The organism is Burkholderia sp. Bp8963, from assembly GCF_003854275.1.
GTDB lineage: Bacteria > Pseudomonadota > Gammaproteobacteria > Burkholderiales > Burkholderiaceae > Burkholderia.
Genome location: NZ_QTQP01000068.1, coordinates 1 through 16,971 on the forward strand (window position 1 = coordinate 1; position 16,971 = coordinate 16,971).

The following is a 16,971-nucleotide window of genomic DNA, read 5'->3' on the forward strand; positions in this document are numbered from 1 at the left end:
CCCCTTTTGCCTGATGACCATAGCGAGTCGGTCCCACCCCTTCCCATCCCGAACAGGACCGTGAAACGACTCTACGCCGATGATAGTGCGGATTCCCGTGTGAAAGTAGGTAATCGTCAGGCTCCCTCAAGCCAGAAACCCCCGCCCGACAGGCGGGGGTTTTTGCATTGGCGCGGCGAAAATGCGTGGGGCCACCTGCGCTACCCACGCCCACCGTCTATCGCAAATGAACGTTAGTTATTTTGTTCATGGGCACCTGCAGAGCGGTCCACGAGCGGCGCAATCAACGGCGCCGCAAGCTCATATCCGCGCAATCCTGAGAGCGGTGCTTGAGAAGCATCGCTTCGAGCACCGTCGCGACCACGCATCTTTCGTGATCTGTCAGTGCGCGCAGTTCATCGAAGGGCAATCGGAAATCGTCGCCAGGCCCAACTTCATTCTCATCGAACAGCAACGTGTCGGCGCTGACAGACAGCATATAAAGCGCGTGCAAATCAATCAGAAGGTGTTAGCCAACATCGTGAGGGCGCGTAATCGTACAAAAGGCTAACCCGACGTTCTTGAGCGGCCGCTTCCGAACGCTCTGAACTGCCGCTTAGGGTCGGCAACGGACCTTTGTTGAGTTGCCAGTTCAGTGTTCGTGAACGCCGATCTCCGGGATCGCATTGGCGATCTGATTGATTACACTCACCGAAATCCGCAGTGGGCGATTGACGATACTTCGAGTGTCTAAGCCGGATAGCGTCTGCTCCTGCCAGCGGGGCAAGCTTCCAATTGGGGTTTGCTCTGTTTTTGCATTTCGGCCTCCATTTTTTGCGTGCCACAAAATAAGCGGGTGCGTATAACTCTGCTTAAAATTAGCATCTTTTCCCAGTAAAGACGTTATTTGATTGATTGCTGGCGCGCGGCCAACGATTGTTGCGGTATTTTTCTACAGCGAATCGCCATCCTAAATTTCATGTGCAACGTCTTGAAATTTATGGGAAATTTGGCATCAATGTCGCATGGCTGATTTCGCTGGTGAAATGTGCGATATTTAGTGCATCAGCGCCCATTGGTTTTGATGCCGTGGGATTTGTGCAAGCAAAAAATAAAATGGCCCGGAAGACGTTGGCAGTCGACCGGGCTACGACACAGACCTAGTTTTTCACGAACACTGAGAAATTTTTATATCTCAATGACACATTTTTGACTGTCTTTGACAACCTGTGCAGAAGGTGGTAATTGGTGAAAAGTGCACCATTGATTTCATTGGAATTTTTCACTAAATCTAACGCGAACATCAAGCCCCTGTCTCGCAAATAGTGAAAAAATTGGGCGGATGTGTCACAAAACGTGAAAATTCTCGAGGGTGGGCCGCCGAGGCCCGTGGGGCAAGGCTCGAGGATGAGCCAGCGTTGCCGAAAAATAGTCCTGCTGCTGTCGCGTTATGACTTGTTCAGTCCGGAAATTTGGCGACACTCCGCATAACGATTCCGAATTACTGCTGATCCGGGTTCGGCGACCAGATCAAGTTCAAGCACGTCTCCAGCTTGCCACCCCTGGGCCAACAATTCGTTAAAGAGATCATCAGGTAGCTGGAGAATCCCATCGCCACTCCCATCAAGGGGGTCTTGAATCTCAATGATCCAGCGCTTCGCGGAAGTCACTTCATATCTCCATATGATTGGCACGATTGACCGGGATGCGGCACGGCTGTCGCGCCCCAAATACTGCGATGCCGCGGGAAGCCGCTGGGAGCGCTATTGCATGCTACACCCGGTGCGTCGCGCCGACGGAGCGTCGACCTGATAGGCGTGAATCGCACAAGCACCATGAGCGGCGGAAAATCTGCGAGGGTGGGACGCCGCGTCCCGTGAGCTGGCTTCAAATGACCCTGGCACCGAACACGGTCGGCCCACTTCGATTCCTCTGTGGAGCACGACCATGAAATCGGATCGGATCTGCGCTGGCTGCGGCGCACCCTTCACTCCGCTCTTACACATCCCGCATCAACGCTTCTGCTCGGCAAAGGCGTGCCAGCGTGCTCGCCGGCGTGCATGGCAGCACCAGCGCATGCGGGTCGACCCCGACTATCGCGAGAATCAGATCCGCGCCCAGGCCAGTTGGCGGGCCCGACATCCTGACTACTGGCGGCACTACCGCGAGACGCACCCGGCCTATCGCGATCGCAATTGCGCGATGCAGCGACGACGAAATGCGCAGCGCACTGCTAGTGCTGTTGCAAACATGGACGTGTGGCCGGCCCATCGCCCGCTGGCATCTGGGTTCTACATCCTGCGCAACGCGGTTGAGGCAGGCGTTGCAAAGATGAACGCGTGGACGGTGCACATCGCCGTGCTATCTGAGCCGAGGCCTGTTCCGGCGTGATTGCAAAGAGATGACGTGTACGACAAGGGTCTATGGCCTGCTACCTTGGCTGTGTACTCGCTCGCATTCGACGTCATTGCAAGGCGCGACGCGTTCGCCGATACAAATTCCCTAGTTGATGTCGGGGTGGCGCAGCGAGGGGCGGTTGCCAGTGGGAGCTGGATCGTGGACCTCGATTGCACATGCGAATCCTTTGACGAGCAGGCCTGCAGGATGCGGGCTGCTGAATACGTTCGGATGTCGACGGAGCACCAGCAATACTCGACGGAGAATCAGCGTGATCGCATTCGCGACTACGCTGCTCGTCGCGATCTCGAGATCGTGCGGACCTACGCCGACGAGGGTAAAAGTGGTTTGCGAATCGATGGGCGCCAAGCGCTGCAGCAACTGATCCGGGACGTGGAAACCGGCATGGCCGATTTCCAGGTAATCCTCGTTTACGACGTAAGCCGCTGGGGACGATTCCAGGATGCAGACGAAAGTGCCTATTACGAGTACATCTGCCGGCGCGCAGGCATCCAGGTCGCCTATTGCGCTGAACAGTTCGAGAACGACGGCTCGCCAGTTTCGACGATCGTCAAAGGTGTGAAGCGTGCGATGGCCGGTGAGTACAGCCGCGAGTTGTCAGCGAAGGTCTTCGCCGGTCAGTGTCGGTTGATCGAGCTCGGTTTCCGGCAAGGCGGGCCTGCAGGTTATGCGTTGCGCCGGATCCTGGTGGATGAGCATGGTCTCATGAAGGGGGAGTTGCAACGCGGTCAGCACAAGTGCCTGCAGACGGACCGCGTCATTCTGATGCCCGGCCCGGACAGCGAGGTTCGAATCGTCAACCTCATCTACAGCTGGTTCATCGACGAGTCACTCAACGAGCACGAGATCGCCGCTCGCCTGAACGGCATGAACGTTCAGACGGACCTTGGGCGTCCCTGGACTCGGGCAACTATTCGGGAGGTGTTGACCAACGAAAAGTACATCGGCAACAACGTCTACAACCGTGTGTCGTTCAAGCTGAAGAAATCGCGCGTCACGAATCCGTCCGAGATGTGGATACGCAAGGAGGGCGCGTTCGAATCCATCGTGCCGAGCGAAACGTTCTATACCGCGCAGGGCATCATGCGGGCGCGCGCCCGGCGCTACTCGAGTGAGGAGCTTATCGAGCGTCTGCGAAATCTGTACCGAAGCCGAGGCTTTCTATCGGGCGTCGTGATCGACGAAACGGAGGGCATGCCGTCCACCTCGGTTTATGTATATCGCTTCGGCAGCTTGATTCGTGCATACCAGACGGTTGGCTTCACGCCGGGCCGTGACTATCGTTATATCGAAACGAATCGCTTCATTCGGCAACTGCATCCAGAGATCGTTGCCGAGACGGAAAAGAAGATCGCGGATCTCGGCGGATCCGTGTCGCGTGATCCGGCGACGGACCTGCTGACCGTGAATAGGGAGTTCACTGCCTGCATCGTGCTGTCACGGTGTCAGGTGCGCGGCAGCGGCCGTAACCGCTGGAAGGTGCGGTTCGACACGAGCCTGCTGCCGGATATCACCGTGGCAGTCAGGCTGGACCAGAGCAACTCGACTGCGCTCGACTACTACCTGCTGCCGCACATCGACTTTTGGCAGCCTCGTATCAGCCTCGCGGACTGGAATCCGATCGAGTTCGAGAGCTATCGCTTTGACACGCTGGACTACTTATACGGTATGGCACAGCGTGCTCGGCTGAGGAGAAGAGCATGACTCAGCGCGAGCAGCCCGGTGAGGTCCGGATGATCCCCATCAGCCAGATCGAGGTGATCAATCCTCGCGAGCGCAATGGTCGCGTCTTCGACGAAATCGTCAGCAACATCAAGACGATCGGCCTGAAGAAACCGATTCTCGTCACGCCGCGGGCAACGGCAAGTGGTGTGGAGAAGTATCTGCTCGTGTGTGGGGAGGGACGACTGAAGGCGTTCCGATCGCTCGGCGAAACGACGATACCCGCGCTGGTGGTGAGCGTGAGCGACGAAGACGCGTTCATCATGAGCCTGACGGAGAACATCGCGAGACGGCAATGCCGACCGCTCGAGTTGCTCGCCGGAATTCGCGAACTGCAGGAGCGCGGATACGCACCGAAGGCGATCGCCGAGAAGACGGGCCTCACGCAGCACTACGTGCAGGGAATCCTGACGCTTCTGCATCAGGGTGAGGAGCGACTCGTGATCGCAGTGGAGAAAGGCCGAATTCCGCTGAATGCAGCGTTATCGATTGTTGGTGCCGGCGACGACGATGAGGCGATCCAAGCGGCACTGCAGGAGGCATATGAATCGGGGAGATTGCGCGGGCGTCAGCTGATGGACGCTCGGCGCGTCATCGAGCGGAGGAAAGCGCTCGGCCGGACGGCGAATCGAAACATGACGCGCAAGGTGATGGACGTGACTACATCGAGTCTCGTCCGAACGTATCAGCATGAAGTTGAGCGGCAGAAAGCGATGGTGCGCAAGGCAGAGTTTACGCAGCAGCGGTTGCTGTTCATTGTCGGTGCCCTCAGGCAGCTATTTGCCGACGAGAATTTCGTCAACCTGCTGCGCGCTGAGGAGCTGGCGACGTTGCCGAAGTATTTGGCGGAACGTGTGTGGCCGAGCGGGAGTCCAGCATGACCGGCGTAGCACTTGGATTTATTCCGGAACCACTGTCCGTTCCGATCACGAGCATCCTGCCGTCACGGCGCACACCTGCCGGGATGATGATTTCGCGCAAGTTCAAGCAGATTAGAAGCTCCATCGAAGAGGTGGGCTTGATCGAGCCGCTTTCGGTGATGCCGGTTGACCAGGCATCGGGCAACCACGTCCTGCTCGATGGGCATCTGCGATTGATCGCGTTGCAGGAGCTACAGTTCAGCACCGTGTCCTGCCTAGTTGCCACGGACGATGAGAGCTACACGTATAACAACCGCGTCAATCGACTATCGACCATCCAGGAGCACTTCATGATACGTCGGGCCGTTGAACGGGGCGTGTCCCCGGAGCGACTTGCGAAAGCGCTATCGGTGGACGTGTCGCAGATCATCAAGAGGATGGCATTGCTGGATGGGATTTGCGCTGAAGCGACTGAGCTGTTGAAGGACCGGCAGTTTTCGCCAGAGCTCGCACGAGCGCTACGCAAGATGAAACCGACGAGACAGGTCGAGTGCGTCGAACTGATGGTGGCAGCGAACAACCTGTCTGTCTCGTACGCTGAAGCGTTGCTCGTTGCAACGCCGGCCTCTAGGTTGATCGAAGGGAAGAAGCCCAAGAAGCTTGCGGGCGTAAGTCCTGAACAGATGGCGAAGATGGAGCGGGAGATGAGCAATCTGCAGGGACAGTACAAGCTGGTCGAGCAGACGTACGGACAAGACGTGCTCAATCTTGTGCTGGCAAAGGGCTATCTGGCTCGATTGCTGGAGAATGAGTCCGTGCGGATGTATCTGCAGCAGAATCAGGCTGATCTAGTATCAGAGCTGGAGGCGATCGTTGATACGATCACCTTGGATCAAAATAGACTCGAGCCAGCTGATCAAGGAGCAGAAGGATGAACTTCGGATTCCATATCGAATTGTAGGCATATCTCTATTCTCAAATCCGGTTTGCGGTCGAGTGCTATGCCGACCGGCGCCGAAATTTCGTTCATGAATTGTTTGCCGAGCTGGCCATCATTGCTAGTGGGTATCTCGACAGATCGTTGAACTCGACGGTCGCGATCCTTGCTTACACGGACCGGTGTGTCTATGCTGGGGGTATCCAATCCCGAGTACCCCTCGTGCGGACGTGTGACATCAGGTCAAAATTCGGGTTAGGTTGTGTGACAGCATTGAACTCGACCGATGCGAACTCATGGAAAGGCATTGAAATGGATGTTAAGGATATGAGCGAAGGGAAGGATCGATTTCCCGACAACCATCAGCAAGACATCTCACCGGATGTAATGGACATGCTTACCGCCCAGGTTCAACGGATGGTCGACGAATCGGGCAATCCGGCAGGGTTCGACGCTCGATCGTGGCTAAGCGACTGGCTACGCACTCCGGTACCGGCTCTCGATAATCGATTGCCCATAGAGTATCTTGGCAACGCCGAAGGCATTGATCTGGTTTCTCGGATGCTGGCAAGTGCCCAAACCGGTGCATACTGGTAGAGCGTCGATCTCTCTCATCGCGCGGTACAGCGCGAGCTTCACCGGCATCTACAGGTCTTCAGTGCAAGGCTTTCGATTGGACGTATAGTGGTTTGTCTGCAATCCGCTACATCCAGATCACGAGCTTGTAGTGGCCTCGAAAACATTCGTTGCTTGTGGCGCGGTGATGCCTGAGCACTGATCACAGACAACAGCTAGGTAGTCGATTTCAAGGCTTCGCATTGAGAAGCCTTCGTTCAAAGCAGCGCTAGCTAGATAGGTCAGATGGAAGCGGGTCATGTCGACAGGGCCCTGGCATCGCGCGCAAACCTCAACAGGACCAATGCCGGGGTGTGAGATTGGTGTCCTTTCGCGCGCATCGCGGAGTTGCGCAAGTTGTTTCTCGGTGAATAGCTCGGTCGACCTTTTCAATGCCTCGCATGTGATGAACGGCGCATCATCCTCGCAATTTCTTAGACTGAACGTCATTGTTGCTGTTTTCGTCCTATGCCGGTTGTCGAGCCGGCCCTTGATTGCTTTGCAAATAAAACCTTCCTGAGGCTCCCTCTGTTCTCCACGTTCCAGGGGGAATATAGGCCGGCATTTCGAAAGTACCAAGCTAAGTTTCATTTGAGTTGCCGTACGACATGGCACCTCAGTCTCGCGACAAACTACTGAACAACGATAAGCTCGTGTTTTCTGGTCGAAAAATATCCTATATGCCATCCTGATCAATAAATTGGGGTCTTAGATTTCCTCTCGAATTCTATGACTGACCGTACCATCGGACTCAATAGAGACATTTGCGTGCACGGAGGTGCCTCAAGCATTACGGTTGGGGAGCATGACCTGTCGGCAATACACAAATTGGGCCGCCTGAGGCTACCGACGAAGGTGCTACCATGCACGTATTCTGTAACAAAAAAGGGTATCACTATGAGCGAAACAACTTTTACGTTTCGGGTCGATGATGCCCTGAAAATGGCGTTCTCCGCCGCGGCGAAGGCCAATGATAGAACGGGCGCTCAGCTCTTGCGCGACTTCATGCGGGACTACGTCGAGCAGCAACAAAAAACAGAGGAATACGACGCATGGCTGAGCGCCAAGGTCGAACGGTCGCGTGCCTCAGCCGACACTGGTAATTTAGAGTCGGCTTCCAAAGTCGACGCTAAGTTCGCAGCGCGTCGTGCTACGGCACGTCGCCGGCTTGATGCGCCGAAGTAATGGCATCTATTCCGGATGCCAGAAGTTCATATCATTTCACATGTTCTGTCGCCATTCTCAATGGTCCTGCGGCATCTGAATCAACATCGAACAGATGACCTTGAAGGCACGTAGATGTTGTAGAGAGACCAGCAGAAATGTCGGAGCGGAGAAAAAAATATTGCCTGCTACCATCAATTGAGGGGCCTGTGACAGGTTGTGTTCCACTTTTGCCGAGCCACGATAGGGCGGCCTGGGTGGAGGTCGCATGCCGCGTCGCTATCGACACGAGCGAGACATAGCGCTCCTCGAACTCGTGCAAATTGGCTTCGGACACAAGCTGGAGCGTGCGCCCATTCTGCCTATATTTGACGCTTCCCAGCATGCCGGATCGGATCAAGTGGTAGGCCACTTCTTCTTTAATGGCTAGCCGCCGTGCAACGGCTTGCGCGGTTAGTCCATCACTGGGAAGTTGACCGGTGTTGGCGATTACCCATTTCGTCTCAGCCTTATCGACAAGGTAGGCGCAAATTCCCCGCATGCCGACGGCCCGCCCGACACAGCGTAACTGTCCGCTAAGTACGGCCCTCATGCTTCACTGGTGGAAGGGCAGCGCGAGCGCGAAGAAGTTCGGCTTCAACCATCTTCACGAAGGCATGGAACTGCCGATGCAATCGCTTGTGATGCAACCTCGCTCAGGGACTTTCGACGTCGACTCCCGCGACGGAATTGAGCATGAACGCGGAATCTGGTTTCCAGACACGAGAACTCGCGAGATGGTCGTGATTTCAGATCGTTACGACATGAGCATTTCCCTGCTGATGCTCGAAGGCGCGACGTGGGACGCCGGTGACGATGAGCTGCTGGCCCCACTCACGGGAACGCCCAGCTTCTGAGCCGTGCCAATCGTTGCCGTCAACAATGCTCTGATTACCATCCCTCGCGGCCATCGCGTCGTGCCGGCATTTTTCATGGGCGCCACCCCCTGACCGTAGCCCCCACCATCGCGCCCTTCTTACGGTGCGGATCGACAACCGCTCGGCTCCTTGCGCCCTTCATTACCGCTGAACTGCCCAAATCTTCATACCTAAGGCGGGCAACCCAGTCACGCCGAATACTTCACGCCGCAGAAGAAGAACTCAACGAGGTGTAAATGGATTCAGCACAGGACAAGTTCACCGGCGAAATCGTCGAAGCCGAACAACTCTGGCTCATCCTCGAGGTCGACAAGGACCGGTGCACGGACCGCAGAAACAGAAAAGGGTTACGGGAAAATCACCTGTAACCCTTTGATTTTATTGGTGAAGCGGAGGAGGATCGAACTGCCGACCTTTGCTCCGCCACTCCGATGTAATGGCTGTGCTCGTACCTCTAAAAAGCTCGCGTCCAGAAAGAGGTGTGATGCGTGCCAAATAGCCTCCGAGAATTTTCACTAAATGCGACTTCGATTGTCACTATTCGTGGGACATTTTTCACTAATAGTGACTTTCGACAACCTGCAGGTGTAGGAGGCTTCAAAAGCTGAGAATTTCTTACTTTGCAAATCAACGTGTTACGACTTTTGCTCCACCATAAGGTGAGACACTGTCACGCATAAATTGAGAATTTCCTACTGGGCCTAACAATTTATATTGCGCTCTCGTACTTATTTGCTTGAGTGCCCATCGAATGAATTGGGCCAAACGAGATTCCCGCGTTCCACACATATAAGATTTTATACGTAATGGGAAATTCGCGCCATAGCGCCCTCGTACAGTAGCCCCGACGGTAAAGCCGAGAAGAATCATCCAGGGTCATCTCGGATGCGTGCGGGAGCATGCGACAGGACGGGTCCTATCCCATCAGCAGCCCCTTCTCAGGTTTGTACGAGGAATCGCAAAAAACTCCGCGTCGGATAAGGCGGTTCTAGTAATTTGCGCTCGTGAGCGAACCATCTCCTTGCACGTCGGCGGTCAAGAAATGTCCAAGTTTCTGAGATTGGCCTACTAACGCGCCAAGCAAATGGCGATGGCCGTTAACGAAGCATTTACCGAGTAAGCCCTCTCTGTTCCGTCTCGGCCCAGTGGCTTACGTGGCTGGTCGAGGCGTCGGCGTCCGCCCGTCGCAACCCGGCCTGGAGGGCACTCATGAAATCGACCCGCCTCTGTCTCGCCTGTGGCAATGCGTTTGTGCCGCTGCTGCATGTTCCCCGCCAGCGTTATTGCTCGTCGAAAGCTTGCCAGCGTGCTCGTCGACGTGACTGGCAGAACCACCGGCTTCGTATCGACAACGACTATCGCGACAACCAGGCCCGGGCGCAGGCGAAATGGCGCGCAGGCCACTCAAGCTATTGGCGCGAATATCGAGCTGCGCATCCAGTGTATCGAGAGCGCAACCGCCGCATGCAGCGGATGCGCAATGCGCGGCGGAGTTTCAAGCCGATTGCAAACATGGATGTCATCGGGCGCCATCGGCCGCTGGGTTCTGGCTTCTACGTACTGTGTCATGCGGATGAGGCCGGCGCTGCAAAAATGAACGCGTGGACCGTCCACATCGCCGTCCTGTCTGCGCCGACAGCGCCACCCATATGATTGCAAAGAGATGACTTAATTCACATGGGCGTCGTGCCTGCTACGCTTGCCTCATCAAAGTTCGTTTTCAAACGCCAGCACCTGATGTGAAGCCGTGGCGCTCGCATTTGAGGCTCCCTTGCGCTCGGCACCTGCCGCGTGTCTATGTCTGAGTTGCGGAGTGGAGAATGTCATTCAATAGCGCGGATACAGCGGTTGTAGCCGGCTCCTTGGCAGGACGGGCAGCGGAGTACGTGCGCATGTCGACCGAACATCAGCAGTATTCGACCGAGAATCAGCGCGACCGAATTCGAGACTACGCAACCCGTCGCGGATTCGAAATCGTCCGCACATATGCCGATGAGGGTAAAAGTGGTCTTCGAATCGATGGTCGCCAGGCGCTTCAACGTCTCATCTCCGATGTGGTCAATGGCAATGCTGATTTCTGCGTAATCCTCGTTTACGACGTGAGTCGCTGGGGGCGATTCCAGGATGCCGACGAGAGCGCATATTACGAATACATTTGCCGCCGTGCTGGAATCCAGGTGGCGTACTGCGCCGAGCAGTTCGAGAACGACGGGTCACCAGTCTCGACCATCGTGAAAGGGGTAAAGCGGGCAATGGCTGGCGAGTACAGCCGAGAATTGTCCGCGAAGGTATTTGCCGGTCAGTGCCGTTTGATTGAAATGGGCTTCCGGCAAGGCGGCCCGGCTGGCTATGGGCTGCGCCGCGTATTGGTCGATGAGCACGGTCTCATGAAGGCGGAACTGTGTCGCGGCGAACATAAATGCCTGCAGACGGACCGGGTAATCCTCATGCCGGGGCCGGAAAGCGAAGTGCGAACCGTCAATCTAATCTACAGCTGGTTTATCGACGAGTCGCTCGACGAATACGAAATCGCAGCTCGCCTGAACGGCATGCACGTGCGGACTGACCTTGACCGAGAGTGGACACGAGCCACGGTACGGGAAGTATTGACCAATGAGAAATACATCGGCAACAACGTATACAACCGTGTGTCGTTCAAGCTGAAAAAGATGCGGGTGAGCAACACACCGGACATGTGGATTCGAAAAGAGGGGGCATTTCAGGCAATTGTGCCAAGCGAAACCTTCTACACGGCTCAGGGCATCATGAGAGCCAGAGCGCGTCACTACTCGAATGAGGAGCTAATCGAGCGATTGCGCAACCTGTACCGCAGTCGCGGGTTTCTGTCCGGCGTAGTGATTGATGAAACAGATGGCATGCCTTCTACGTCGGTCTATGTGTACCGATTCGGCAGTTTAATTCGTGCCTACCAGACTGTCGGTTTTACCCCTGGCCGAGACTATCGATACATTGAAACCAACCGCTTCCTGCGACAACTGCATCCGGAAATCATCGCACAGACGGAGAGGAAAATCGCGGATTTGGGCGGCACGGTGATACGCGACCCGGCTACGGACCTGCTGACGGTCAATGACGAGTTCACGGCCTGCATCGTACTCGCGCGCTGCCAGGCGCACGACAATGGCCGAAATCACTGGAAGGTGCGCTTCGATACGAGCCTCCTGCCGGACATCACTGTTGCGGTGCGGCTCGACCAAACGAATGCTGCGGCGCTGGACTACTATCTGCTGCCACGTCTGGATTTTGGCCAACCTCGTATCCACCTCGCCGACCAAAATCCAATCGAGTTTGAGAGTTATCGATTCGATACGCTGGACTACCTCTATGGCATGGCCACGCGTGCCCGTCTCAGGAGAGTAGCGTGAACTCGCGGCAGCAGCTCGGAGAAATCCGGATGGTCCCCGTCGCTCAGATTGAAGTCATCAATCCGCGCGAACGCAATGGTCGAGTTTTCAGGGAAATCGTCGACAACATCAAGACCATCGGTCTCAAGAAGCCTATCGTGGTCACGCCGCGAGCGACGACCGGTGGCATAGAAAAATACCTGCTCGTGTGTGGCGAGGGGCGATTGAAGGCGTTCCGCGCGCTCGGGGAAGCGACTATTCCCGCACTCGTTGTAAGCGTGAGTGACGAGGACGCATTCGTAATGAGTCTGACGGAAAACATCGCGCGCAGACAGTGTCGCCCACTCGAACGCCTTGCCGGCATTCGGCAATTGCAGGAGCAGGGATATGCGCCGAAGGTCATTGCCGAAAAGACAGGTCTTACGCCGACTTACGTTCAAGGCATCCTCACGCTGCTGCGCCAGGGAGAAGAGAGACTGGTGGTTGCGGTGGAGAAGGGCCTCGTCCCCTTGAATGTGGCCCTCACGATTGTTGGCGCCGGCGACGACGACGCTGATATACAAGTGGCACTCCAGGAGGCCTATGAGTCGGGCAAATTGCGGGGCAAGCAACTGATGAACGCTCGCCGTGTCATCGAGCGCAGAAAAGCGCTCGGGCGAAGCACGTCGCACAATATGACGAGCAAGTCCGCCGCCGTCACGACGTCGAGTCTCGTGCGGACGTATGAGCGCGAGGTAGAACGTCAGAAGTCCATGGTGAGAAAGGCGGAGTTCACGCAACAGCGGTTGCTATTTGTGGTGGGTGCCTTGAGGCAACTGTTTGCCGATGAGAACTTCATCAACCTGCTGCGTGCGGAGGGACTGGCTAGCCTGCCGAAGTATCTTGCCGAACGCGTTTGGCCAATCGGGAGTGCCACATGACTGGCGTAACTCTTGGTTTCATCCCCGAGCCTTTGTCGGTGCCGGTTACCAATATCTTGCCATCGCGCAGAATACCGGCGCCCGTGGTGGAATCGCGCAAATTTAAGCAGATAAGAACCTCCATTGAGGAGGTAGGCCTCATCGAACCGCTCTCTGTAACGCCTGCGGACCAGTCTTCCGGGCAACATGTTCTGCTGGATGGGCATCTACGCTTACTTGCCATCCAGGACTTGGGGTACGAGCGGGCTGCCTGCCTTGTCGCGACCGATGACGAGAGCTATACGTATAACAACCGTGTAAATCGCCTCTCTACAATTCAGGAGCACTACATGATACGGCGTGTAATTGAAAGGGGGGTGTCGCCCGAACGATTGGCGAAAGCTCTTTCTGTCGACGTGTCCCAGATTATCAAGAAGATGTCGCTGCTCGACGGGATTTGCCCGGAAGCGGCTGAGCTTCTCGGAGACCGGCAGTTCTCGGCAGAGCTTGTTCGCGCTATTCGCAAAATGAAGCCGACACGGCAGGTCGAATGTGTGGAGCTGATGGTGGCCGCGAACAATGTGTCAGTCTCCTACGCCGAGGCATTGTTGGTAGCGACGCCAGCGGCGCGTCTTGTAGAGGGAAAGAAGCCACGCAAATTGACTGGAGTGAGCCCGGAGCAGATGGCGAAAATGGAGCAGGAAATGAGCAATCTGCAGGGGCAGTACAAGCTCGTGGAACAGACCTATGGCCAGGACGTGTTGAATTTGGTGCTTGCGAAAGGATACCTCGCCAAGCTCCTTGAAAACGAATCTGCACGGCAATACGTTGCCCAACGCCATCCGGATTTGATGGTGGAGTTCGAGTCCATCATTGCAACCATTTCTCTTGACCAGCAGCAGGTCAGCGCGGTCCTCTAATCGAGTCCTGACATAGCGGCGGTCAACACCCTACGTACCGGGCCACGGGTCGAATTCACTTATGGCAGCGTCACGTCGACGTTCGCGCCTCTTCGGCGCTTTTCGCTCTGTAGTCGGCCCGTTGTCGACGAGTGCTCGGGCAGCCACGCGGCCCTTCTGTGGCAAAGAAGCGTTGCTCTTTGAGTCGGAACGGGGACCGCTGGCGCGGCGTCACCTTGTATCACGGACTTTGACACATCTCATCGACGCTGATACAGGCGAGCCGATGGCTCTTTCCAGGTCAATGTCCAGCTGCCGAAGGGACAGTCAGCAAAATCCTATAGGCCAGGTGTTTCTTTTCATCAGCTGAATGCGGCGTCGGCGGTGTTGCTCGTCGGTGCAGTCCTCGTTGTGGTCGTCCTGAGGCTTCGCACGCGAGTCGGTAGTCCAGCGAGCTAATCGATTGATTTATAAGGATTGGCCGCATAAAACTCATTTTTCGCTTTTACGCGGCCAATTAGGGTGCGAACTTCAAAAGGTCGATTGCTGCCGACGAACACGCCTCCTGCCCGCCCCTCCCGCCGCCGCGAATACCCGGTGCCGGCTCGAATTCCGCCAACCTGACTCGAAATCCAGCAATAAATGTCGCGTATCTGAGAAAGTCATCGAAATTCATCAATAACCCGATTTCTCCTCGGTCGAAGTGGACGCGCTCCCAAAAAGTGCCAGTTCATTCTCATCGGACTCAACTGGCGGCGAGCCCGGGTCAACAACCACGGACATTCAGAAGGCTGTGGAATGAAAATATCCGCTAGTCCGGGCTGCCAACTCTCGGCTGCCGCAACGGTCGGAAATCGCGCAGCAATGCTCGCGCACTGTGACAGGAGCGGAAATGTTGCGGTGCCGCATCGGAGCTGATACACTAGGGGAAAACCCTAGTATGGGCTTGCGAAGGAGCAACCGTGTACCCCGTATTTTCGTACTTGATGAATCTGCTGCCGGGCCGCAGCGCGGCTTCGTTTTCGCCCGCTGCAAAAGTGAACCGCGTCACACTCACGGGCGCTGTGGACCGCAGCGATGGCGTGGTCCTGTCGATTGACGGTGGCGACGCCTTAGTCCGGTGGCCGAAGGGGGGAAAGTCCGTTGAGCGCGTCAACAACCTGGTCGCGATTGTGACGGAAGCGTAAATAGTTTTGTTCAGCGGCGAGCTCAGCGTCAGCCTTGCGGACAAATAACGCCTCGACACGTAACACCCGATTAGCATCGCGCCGCCGGACGCTCTAGATAGGAATGCAGCTGGTGCCAAGCGTGGATGGAGAACCACGGCTAGTACGTCGTTTGCGTCTGTCCGCCGCATGCTATTCAGGCGCAAATATCACGACACCCCCCTGTCCGCAATGCTCACCCTTCGGACGAGCCGGCCGGGCGCATTGTGCCTGGTGGCTTGCGCGGCTGATGCGGGCCTAGCGCCTCACAATGAGTACCCGCTGCCGAGCTCGCCGAATAGCCGGAGTGGACTGAGCTGGCACAGCAACGACGTCGTCACAAACGTCGCAAACAGCCACCAGAATGTCATTCGCGAGGCCGTTTCCGTCGCTGAATGGAACACCTCGGCGAACGAAGGTTGTGTCAACCAGTTGGCTGCAACGCGAGCAGATTGCCGTGCTCTTATCGCCTGCCTGAAAGAGTCGTGCGCTCATAGCCTTCTAAGTCATCGGCGGTCGATGCGCTTTTCCTTGCGGGTTAGACGGGCCTGCGCCGACGCCTGTGCCCGAGACTTGCCGAGCTCAACAGCCTCACGCACGTCCATCTCAAGTGCCCCCCGGTCTTTTTCCGGAGACGCCAGTTCGGCGAGCGCGCCATCTCGGCCGATTAGCCATAGCGCAGTTGCATAGAGACCGATGGCCACGCCCGCTTCGCCCGCCTCTATGCGCATCAGCGTCGGTACGGTCACTCCAAGCCGGGCCGCCCAGGAAGCGAGCGATTCCTTTCGGCGCAGACGGGCGACAGCGAGGTCCGCACCCAGTCGCTCGAGGGCAGCGACGGTGGCGGGTGGCATCCGCTCTATGGCGAGAGGCGTTTTCGGCATAAATTCTATTTGCGCGCGAGCCGGCATCCCATGCAAATCTTTTTTATGATTTGCATCTTCCACTCACCGGCCAGGCGCCCGCGCCACTCCGTTTTGTTGCCTCTTTGCCGCGCTACGACGTCGCTCATACATCTCGTCGCGCAACAGCTGCTTGAACCTGTAGCCAATTTCGAACGGGGACATTGTCCGAATTGCGACGTACTCTCGCGGCGTCATCGCGCCAACGACTTGCATGAGGCCGTGGTCCATAGCGTCAACAAGCATGCGCTCGACCGTAGGCGGGACGCTGTTGGCCGATTTCGTGCGCGACATCTTGGTTCGCATCGTTCTTCCTCGATACTGGTTGCGTGCCTTCAAGCGTGCAGCGCCGCCGACTACTGTTGATTAAGCAAATCTCGAGTGCAGTCGGCGCCGCAGCAGTTCGACGACAGCGTCGTCTCCTAACGCATACTCCGACTGGCAATGCACGAGGCGCTCTTTGCAGCTCTCGAAACCATCGCTGCGGTCATCAAGCGCAATCCATTCTAGGCGCTCGCGTCCTTGTCGGCGAACGTAATCGAGGACTTGTGCGCCTCTCGAGAGCATTGGCCATAACTGCTCGTCGAATTCGCATCCTTGATACGTTGCACCGATTACCCGTGCGCGCAGCGATGGCGACGGCAATTGCGAGCAGGTGTAGTCGACGCCGAATCGGAATGCCCAATCCGAAGACAGGACAACTGACACATCTGGATACGGACTCAATGCGTCGTCCAGTACAGGCAGGTATTCAAACAACTCGATACGTCCGGGCGCACTGCTAACGATGCAGCGCCCTGCGACATACGAATTGCCTCGGTGCAGTACCCCATCGATGTCGAGAAACAGAATTTGACGCTCGGTCATCGTCATAGATATCTCCAGGTGAACACATTTTGACGAGAACGCCGGTGCCGGTCCGCATCATCCGCACATGCTTCTACCAACCGAGTAGCATCTGAACGCGCGCCATGACCCAGCTCTGTTCAGATGTGGACACGTCCCACAGCCCAGAGGTCACCTTTCGTGACAAGCCATCACGCGCGCGGGCTAAATTAAGGTCTCGCGTCCAGGACGGGTGCTCGGAGG

19 protein-coding genes and 1 rRNA gene are annotated in these 16,971 nt (G+C 56.4%); 14 read left to right on the forward strand and 6 right to left on the reverse strand.

Translation table 11 applies throughout. The features are described from left to right. Positions 1 to 9 precede the first annotated feature (9 nt). Positions 10 to 122, forward strand: a 5S ribosomal RNA gene (gene rrf / locus DID96_RS33495). Between the two features lie 161 nt (positions 123 to 283). On the opposite strand, the gene DID96_RS33500 is transcribed toward rrf, so the two are convergent. Continuing rightward, on the reverse strand, positions 284 to 478 hold the full coding sequence (locus tag DID96_RS33500) for a hypothetical protein (RefSeq protein WP_260464108.1): 195 nt from the start codon (positions 476 to 478) through the stop codon (positions 284 to 286). A 949-nt stretch (positions 479 to 1,427) separates the two neighbouring features. Further along, a complete protein-coding gene (locus DID96_RS33505; RefSeq protein ID WP_124603485.1) occupies positions 1,428 to 1,649 on the reverse strand; it encodes a hypothetical protein in 222 nt (73 codons plus the stop codon). Positions 1,650 to 1,926: 277 nt separating this feature from the next. On the opposite strand from DID96_RS33505, the gene DID96_RS33510 reads away from it, so the two are divergent. The 5 genes from DID96_RS33510 to DID96_RS33530 all read left to right on the forward strand — a co-directional run bounded on the left by DID96_RS33510 (position 1,927) and on the right by DID96_RS33530 (position 6,513). Next, a complete protein-coding gene (locus DID96_RS33510; RefSeq protein WP_059473586.1) occupies positions 1,927 to 2,370 on the forward strand; it encodes a hypothetical protein in 444 nt (147 codons plus the stop codon). Between the two features lie 213 nt (positions 2,371 to 2,583). Then, positions 2,584 to 4,101 carry a recombinase family protein gene (locus DID96_RS33515; RefSeq protein ID WP_185732450.1) on the forward strand — a complete coding sequence of 506 codons (1,518 nt, stop codon included), beginning with the start codon at positions 2,584 to 2,586 and terminating at the stop codon, positions 4,099 to 4,101. Continuing rightward, positions 4,098 to 5,000: a ParB/RepB/Spo0J family partition protein gene (locus DID96_RS33520; RefSeq protein WP_105816272.1), complete on the forward strand. Its 903-nt coding sequence runs from the start codon at positions 4,098 to 4,100 to the stop codon at positions 4,998 to 5,000. The genes DID96_RS33515 and DID96_RS33520 overlap by 4 nt, the downstream gene beginning before the upstream one ends. After that, positions 4,997 to 5,914: a plasmid partitioning protein RepB C-terminal domain-containing protein gene (locus DID96_RS33525; RefSeq protein WP_124603486.1), complete on the forward strand. Its 918-nt coding sequence runs from the start codon at positions 4,997 to 4,999 to the stop codon at positions 5,912 to 5,914. The genes DID96_RS33520 and DID96_RS33525 overlap by 4 nt, the downstream gene beginning before the upstream one ends. A 266-nt stretch (positions 5,915 to 6,180) precedes the next feature. Beyond that, positions 6,181 to 6,513, forward strand: coding sequence for an MbcA/ParS/Xre antitoxin family protein (locus tag DID96_RS33530; RefSeq protein ID WP_260464109.1), 333 nt, complete (start codon positions 6,181 to 6,183; stop codon positions 6,511 to 6,513). Positions 6,514 to 6,630: 117 nt separating this feature from the next. Here DID96_RS33530 and DID96_RS33535 read toward each other — a convergent pair whose 3' ends face one another. Then, the gene (locus tag DID96_RS33535) at positions 6,631 to 7,122 is read right to left on the reverse strand and encodes a hypothetical protein (protein WP_124603487.1); all 492 of its coding nucleotides are present in this window, start codon (positions 7,120 to 7,122) and stop codon (positions 6,631 to 6,633) included. A 306-nt stretch (positions 7,123 to 7,428) separates the two neighbouring features. Between DID96_RS33535 and DID96_RS33540 the strand changes: the two genes are divergently transcribed. Beyond that, complete coding sequence (locus DID96_RS33540) at positions 7,429 to 7,716, forward strand: CopG family ribbon-helix-helix protein (RefSeq protein ID WP_124603488.1); 288 nt, start codon at positions 7,429 to 7,431, stop codon at positions 7,714 to 7,716. Positions 7,717 to 7,747: 31 nt separating this feature from the next. Here the strand turns inward: DID96_RS33540 and DID96_RS33545 are convergent, their stop codons facing one another. Continuing rightward, a complete protein-coding gene (locus tag DID96_RS33545; protein WP_124603489.1) occupies positions 7,748 to 8,287 on the reverse strand; it encodes a hypothetical protein in 540 nt (179 codons plus the stop codon). On the opposite strand from DID96_RS33545, the gene DID96_RS33550 reads away from it, so the two are divergent. The 7 genes from DID96_RS33550 to DID96_RS33575 all read left to right on the forward strand — a co-directional run bounded on the left by DID96_RS33550 (position 8,286) and on the right by DID96_RS33575 (position 14,962). Then, a complete protein-coding gene (locus DID96_RS33550; protein WP_260464110.1) occupies positions 8,286 to 8,591 on the forward strand; it encodes a hypothetical protein in 306 nt (101 codons plus the stop codon). The two genes, DID96_RS33545 and DID96_RS33550, sit on opposite strands and share 2 nt — an antisense overlap. A gap of 257 nt (positions 8,592 to 8,848) precedes the next feature. Then, positions 8,849 to 8,980 (forward strand): hypothetical protein, encoded by a 132-nt coding sequence (locus DID96_RS39210; protein WP_260464111.1) that lies wholly within the window; start codon positions 8,849 to 8,851, stop codon positions 8,978 to 8,980. An 841-nt stretch (positions 8,981 to 9,821) separates the two neighbouring features. Then, positions 9,822 to 10,265 carry a hypothetical protein gene (locus DID96_RS33555; protein WP_124603490.1) on the forward strand — a complete coding sequence of 148 codons (444 nt, stop codon included), beginning with the start codon at positions 9,822 to 9,824 and terminating at the stop codon, positions 10,263 to 10,265. Between the two features lie 167 nt (positions 10,266 to 10,432). After that, positions 10,433 to 11,998: a recombinase family protein gene (locus DID96_RS33560; protein WP_124603491.1), complete on the forward strand. Its 1,566-nt coding sequence runs from the start codon at positions 10,433 to 10,435 to the stop codon at positions 11,996 to 11,998. A gap of 29 nt (positions 11,999 to 12,027) precedes the next feature. Beyond that, positions 12,028 to 12,897: a plasmid partitioning protein RepB C-terminal domain-containing protein gene (locus DID96_RS33565; protein ID WP_409333837.1), complete on the forward strand. Its 870-nt coding sequence runs from the start codon at positions 12,028 to 12,030 to the stop codon at positions 12,895 to 12,897. Next, complete coding sequence (locus DID96_RS33570; protein ID WP_124603493.1) at positions 12,894 to 13,796, forward strand: plasmid partitioning protein RepB C-terminal domain-containing protein; 903 nt, start codon at positions 12,894 to 12,896, stop codon at positions 13,794 to 13,796. Before DID96_RS33565 ends, DID96_RS33570 begins: the two co-directional genes overlap by 4 nt. A gap of 941 nt (positions 13,797 to 14,737) precedes the next feature. Next, positions 14,738 to 14,962 carry a hypothetical protein gene (locus tag DID96_RS33575; protein ID WP_124603494.1) on the forward strand — a complete coding sequence of 75 codons (225 nt, stop codon included), beginning with the start codon at positions 14,738 to 14,740 and terminating at the stop codon, positions 14,960 to 14,962. Between the two features lie 524 nt (positions 14,963 to 15,486). Here DID96_RS33575 and DID96_RS33580 read toward each other — a convergent pair. Together DID96_RS33580 and DID96_RS33590 are read right to left on the reverse strand one after the other, a co-directional pair. Further along, positions 15,487 to 15,927: an XRE family transcriptional regulator gene (locus DID96_RS33580; RefSeq protein ID WP_260464112.1), complete on the reverse strand. Its 441-nt coding sequence runs from the start codon at positions 15,925 to 15,927 to the stop codon at positions 15,487 to 15,489. A gap of 321 nt (positions 15,928 to 16,248) precedes the next feature. Then, positions 16,249 to 16,755, reverse strand: a complete 507-nt coding sequence (locus DID96_RS33590) for an HAD domain-containing protein (protein ID WP_260464113.1) — start codon at positions 16,753 to 16,755, stop codon at positions 16,249 to 16,251. Between the last annotated feature and the right edge of the window lie 216 nt (positions 16,756 to 16,971).